Genomic DNA, 5,132 nt, shown 5'->3' on the forward strand with positions numbered 1-5,132 from the left:
CGTCAACATGGCAATTCATGAGGTGGTGTATGACCCCGACATCTTTAGCGATTCCTCTGACCGGCGTCGCCTTTCCACGATCAGAGTACGAGCGCAGACAGCGCAAAGTGATAGACTTAGTCGAGAGCGCTGAGCTCGACGCGCTCCTAGTCACCGCCCACGGCCACCTTGAGTATCTAACTGGATATGATGCGAATGGCGCATACTTCAGGTTAGAGCCTCGGCCTTTTGTGTTACGCCGTAGGGCGCGAGGTGAGCAACCGGCGGAGGTGCGGAGCCTTCAATCAGCGTAGCGTCGAAGCCGGTTGCGGGGATGATCCCGGCATACGCTGTCGGGATCTGATAGCCCAACGAGGAGTGTGGCCTCGCGTATCATACAACTCGACAACGGAACGCCCACAGGACCGATGTTGAGCGCGAGCTTCTTTCGCCCCGAAGAGCCGCACCGCGGTGGCAACGATTGCAAAGAACGAAGGGGTACGGCACATAACAAACCGTATAACAAACGAAGCATTGTCACATCAAGAATCTCTACTAATAGTCGAGCGCCTAGGGGCCAGAAAGCAGAAGCTCTAAAGGACCCTCCGATTCACGTGTCAGTATGATTCGGAGAAGTCGCAAAGACCGCTGCAGGCCAATGTTGTGTCATTTGGAGCAACGGGAAGGCTGATCGGATCCCATCGAGGTTTGCGTTCTATATGGAGCCGGCCACGCGGATTCTTGGCGCTTTTCTAACTTGAGGTGGCAGCAAACCCCAATGAGGACGGGGGCTAGAAAAAATAGCTGCCCCTACAGGAACTTATGTAACAACGATACAGGAACAACAGCCATGTCGCATACCCTCCCTTCATCCCCTATGGACGTTTTCCCGGCTACGAGGGAAATGCTAGAAGCTGCGCGAAAAGCCAAACTATTTGGGTGGTGGGATTTTCCACTTGAGGTCGTGACTGTCGATGATGCGGAGGCAGATGCCACCGATTGGGCGTACTGGTACTATACCAGCGGGAACCCCATTACGAGAACGAAACAGGAGGTTTCCGAGACCGTATTTCAGAATGACGCATCCGTCGTAGCGTTGCCTGCCGGATTCCGGAAAGAAGAATCGCTGACGTTTGGCGCAGCGGGAGACTTGATTCGAGCCGAGGGCTTGGAACATTCCAAAGATATCTTGTTCGGCGGCATCAAAGATATTTTGTTTGATGTCGACGTGTCATTTGCAAACTTGGAACAAGTAGTCGCAGACGACAGCATCCTGAATGAAAAAATGGGTGATGGCCAGGAACTTCACGGTATATGTTGTTCTACTCTGCAATATTACACTATGATAGAGTGTAATGGAGAAAGATTCGATGTCCTCAACATGGCGAATAACCACGCACTTGATCTTGGTGTAGAGAGATTATCTGCAACACATGATCTACTCTCACGAGATGGAATTATGGATATTGGTGCCCCTCGAAGCGAAGAGGAATACGGCAAAGGAAAAGTCTTCAATAGTAATGGAATTAAGCTGGGGTTCGTCTCGGCGACGTACGGCCTCAACGGTAAGACACTGCCAGAAGGTGAGGAATATCGTGTTCATACGTCCAAGCTCATGTCAAAATACGCCCCTACTGACTTAGATCTCCTTCTGGCGCAGATAGACGATTGTAAGAAGAGAGGGTGTGACTTTATTGTCGCTTCAATTCACTGGGGCGTCGACTGTGAGTTTTTCCCTCGGCTCCGGCAAATTGAAGCAGCCCACACGTTGGTTGAGGCAGGGGTGGATTTGATCATCGGAGCCCATCCTCATGTCATACAACCCGTCGAGTATTATCGTACAAAGCGGGACCCGAACCGCATTGCAGTCATTGCATACTCGTTGGGGAGTCTTACATGGGGCTGGTACACAGCACCACATCTTATCCTTAGTTTGGTACTTAATCTGGAGCTCGCGAGAGGTCGCATGGATGGCGAATACCGCACTTACATAAAAGGCGTAAGACCGATTCCAGTCTTCCGTAATATTTCTTACGAAGGTGACAAGAGACTAATGCGTATTGAGAAGCTGCAAGGACACCTCGGCGATGTTGGTGGCGCGAATAAAGATATAGACCAGATGAAAAAGTACGCTGATTTGGTGCTGGGAGGAGCTTGGCAGACCTAAGAGCGGCGACTGGATGACTATGACCGCGCCAAGTTGTCAGGAGCGCTTTGTTAGTTAGTGGGCGGCACTCATGAATAACCCAAGATGTTAGTTTATTGAACCAGCCGTTAAAGTGATCATTGCGGAGCCTGCTGCACCGTTTGGTGGATAGGCGTCCTTGCCTGATGGCGAGCATCACGAGCCGGCTGCCGATCACGGCCGCGAATACCGCAATTACTTCCACCTTCAAACCGAGGGGATGGTCGCGTCATTACTCACCTATATGCCGTGGTCCTCTGTTGCGCCCGGACCGCCTAAGGGCCATGGAGCGAAGAAGTATCGTAAGCGCCAAGCTGACCCCATCTGGCGCGGCTTGAGGTGATGAGCGAGACATACTGACACTGAAGCAAGGAGCCGAGGAGCTTGCAGTGTCAATTTCTATGTCTGCGCCTATGCCTGATGATAGAAGTTTCCATGTTCTTGAAGCGGTTGCCAACCGACTGGAGGCAAGCCCGCAGCGTCCGCGGCGGCGCTGGTCGGCGGAAGCGAAGTCGCGGCTGATCGAGGCGACACTGAAGCCGGGCGCGAATGTATCGGCCATTGCCAGACAAGCGGGGATGGCGCCGGCCCAGCTGTTCGGCTGGCGGAGCAAGGCGATCAAGAGCGGTGCGGTCACGCCACACAGGGATGCGGAGCGGCTCGGCTTTGTCGAGGTCACGCCGACAGCGTCTGCGTCGGTGGAGATCGAGCTGGGTGGCGTGGTCATTCGCGCCGGTGCCGATATCAATGAGGAGCAGCTGGTGCGGATTATCCGGGCGGTTCGCCAGGCATGATCCCGGCTGGCGTGAAGGTGTTGGTCGCCAGTCATCCAGTCGATTTTAGAAAAGGTCCCGACGGCCTTTTGGCACTGGTGCGCGATGCCGGCTCGGATCCATTCAACGGCGCACTTTATGTATTCCGCGCCAAAAGAGCGGACAGGATCAAGATAGTCTGGTGGGACGGCAGCGGCGTGTGTCTTTATGCCAAGCGGCTGGATGAGGCGAAGTTCTGCTGGCCGCGGATCGGCCACCACCGGGTCCAGCTCAATCATGCTCAGCTCATGGCTCTGGTTGACGGAATGGACTGGAACGGGTTCGAACGGAGACCGTCAGGCGGCCGCAATCGGTTGGGTAAAACCCTGCGGCATGATGAATCAGGGAGCTGAAAACGCGGGAAAATTGCCCGCGAATATGCTCTGATTTTGGCCATGTCGGCACCCGATCTCGCGCTCCCGGACGACGTTGACGCGCTCAAGGCGATGGTTGTTGCCATGGCCGAAAAAGCCGCCGGTCTGGAAGAGCGTAATGCCGATCTCGAAGTCCACAATACGCATCTCGAGTTGGTCAACAAGAGCGCCGAGGAGCGGATCGCACGACTGACGGCGGTGGTGAAGATGCTGGAGCGGTCGCGCTTCGGCAGCCGCTCCGAAAGGTTGCGGGCCGGTGCGCTGAGCGAGGAGCAGTACGCTCTGGTCTTCGACGAGATCGAAACCGGCGTGGCGGCCATCCAAGCGCAGATGGAGAAGTCTGCGGGCGGCTCGAAAGCGAAGCGCGCCCCGCGCCCTCGCAAAGGCTTTGCGGCCCATCTCGAACGGATCGAGGTGGTCATCGAGCCCGAGACGCCTGCTGGCTGCGAAGCGCTGGAAAAGATCCTGATCGGCGAGGACGTCTCCGAACGGCTCGATGTCACCCCGGCGAAGTTCCGGGTGATCGTCACGCGTCGCCCCAAATATGCCTACAAGGGCTGGGACGGCGTCATCCAGGCAGCCGCGCCCGCCCGCATTATCGAAAGCGGCATTCCGACCGAAGCGCTGCTGGCGCAGATCGCGGTGTCGAAATACGCCGATGGCCTGCCGCTCTACCGCCAGGAAGCGATCTATGCCCGCGATCAGGTCGAGATCGACCGGTCACAGATGGCGCAGTGGATGGGCAAGCTCGGCTTCGAGCTCGAGCCGCTCGCCGATTACGCACTGGCTCGCATCAAGCAGGGGGAGCGGGTCTTCGCCGATGAGACCACGCTGCCAACGCTGGCGCCGGGATCTGGCAAGGCCAAGACGGCCTACCTCTGGACCTATGTCCGCGATGATCGGCCCTTTGGCGGCAGTGGACCGCCCATTGTCGCCTACCGCTTCGAGGACAGCCGCGCCGGCGAATGTGTCGCCCGTCATCTGGACGGCTATCGCGGCATCCTGCAAGTCGACGGAACGCCGCCTATAACCGGCTGGCCCGATCCGATCGGGGCAATGACGGCGTGACGCTGGCGGCGTGCTGGTCGCACGTGCGGCGCAAGTTCTACGAACTGCATGCCGCAGGCTCCTCCGTTATTGCCTCGCAGACGGTGGCGCAGATGGCCCCGCTGTGGACCGCCGAGGAGACCGTACGCGGCCAGGATCCGGCAGTACGGATAGCTGCGCGTCAGGAGAAATCCGCCGCCGTCGTTGCCGCTCTCTTTGCGCTGTGGGAAAAGGAGCTGCCGAAGCTGTCGGGAAAATCGAAGCCCGCCGAGGCGATCCGCTATGCGCTCGGCCGGCGTGCCGCGCTGGAGCGCTTCCTCACCGACGGCCGCATCGAAATCGACTCCAACACCGTCGAGCGCGCCATCAGGCCACAGACAATTACCCGAAAGAACAGCCTCTTCGCTGGCAGCGACGGCGGCGGACGGACATGGGCCACCATCGCCACGCTGCTGACCACCGCCAAGATGAACCAGGTCGATCCGCACGCCTGGCTCACCCAGACCCTCGAGCGCATCGCCAATGGCTGGCCAAACAGCGCTATCGAGGCGCTCATGCCTTGGAACTACCACCGCTGAACGGCATCAGCTACCCGCTTACTGGCATGGGCGATCGCCTTCACCTGCATCGGATTGGCGACAATCACCCGGCCGACGAAGGGCGAAAGCATGCGCACCACCGCCATGGCATTGCCGGTTCGCCTCGACAACGACCTCGTCAGTTGCAACCAGGCTG

General features: G+C 57.8%; 3 protein-coding genes and 4 pseudogenes. 5 read left to right on the top strand and 2 right to left on the bottom strand.

The window, feature by feature from the left end:
• Positions 1-29: 29 nt before the first annotated feature.
• Positions 30-206, top strand: a pseudogene (locus NKI29_RS33150) (M24 family metallopeptidase); the annotation flags it as partial.
• A 1-nt stretch (position 207) separates the two neighbouring features.
• On the opposite strand, the pseudogene NKI29_RS33155 reads toward NKI29_RS33150, so the two are convergent.
• Positions 208-372: pseudogene (locus tag NKI29_RS33155) on the bottom strand (IS3 family transposase); the annotation flags it as partial.
• Positions 373-829: 457 nt separating this feature from the next.
• On the opposite strand from NKI29_RS33155, the gene NKI29_RS33160 reads away from it, so the two are divergent.
• From NKI29_RS33160 to tnpC, 4 genes and pseudogenes are all read left to right on the top strand, one after another.
• A complete protein-coding gene (locus NKI29_RS33160; RefSeq protein ID WP_352798671.1) occupies positions 830-2,146 on the top strand; it encodes a CapA family protein in 1,317 nt (438 codons plus the stop codon).
• A 431-nt stretch (positions 2,147-2,577) separates the two neighbouring features.
• Positions 2,578-2,958, top strand: a complete 381-nt coding sequence (locus NKI29_RS33165) for a transposase (protein WP_245274633.1) — start codon at positions 2,578-2,580, stop codon at positions 2,956-2,958.
• Positions 2,955-3,329, top strand: a complete 375-nt coding sequence (tnpB, locus tag NKI29_RS33170; RefSeq protein ID WP_352798673.1) for an IS66 family insertion sequence element accessory protein TnpB — start codon at positions 2,955-2,957, stop codon at positions 3,327-3,329. Before NKI29_RS33165 ends, tnpB begins: the two co-directional genes overlap by 4 nt.
• A 42-nt stretch (positions 3,330-3,371) precedes the next feature.
• Positions 3,372-4,975: pseudogene (gene tnpC / locus NKI29_RS33175) on the top strand (IS66 family transposase).
• A gap of 23 nt (positions 4,976-4,998) precedes the next feature.
• Here tnpC and NKI29_RS33180 read toward each other — a convergent pair.
• Positions 4,999-5,132 (bottom strand): annotated as a pseudogene (locus tag NKI29_RS33180) (IS110 family RNA-guided transposase); the annotation flags it as partial.

It is taken from the genome of Mesorhizobium sp. M0678 (assembly GCF_040320505.1).
GTDB lineage: Bacteria > Pseudomonadota > Alphaproteobacteria > Rhizobiales > Rhizobiaceae > Mesorhizobium.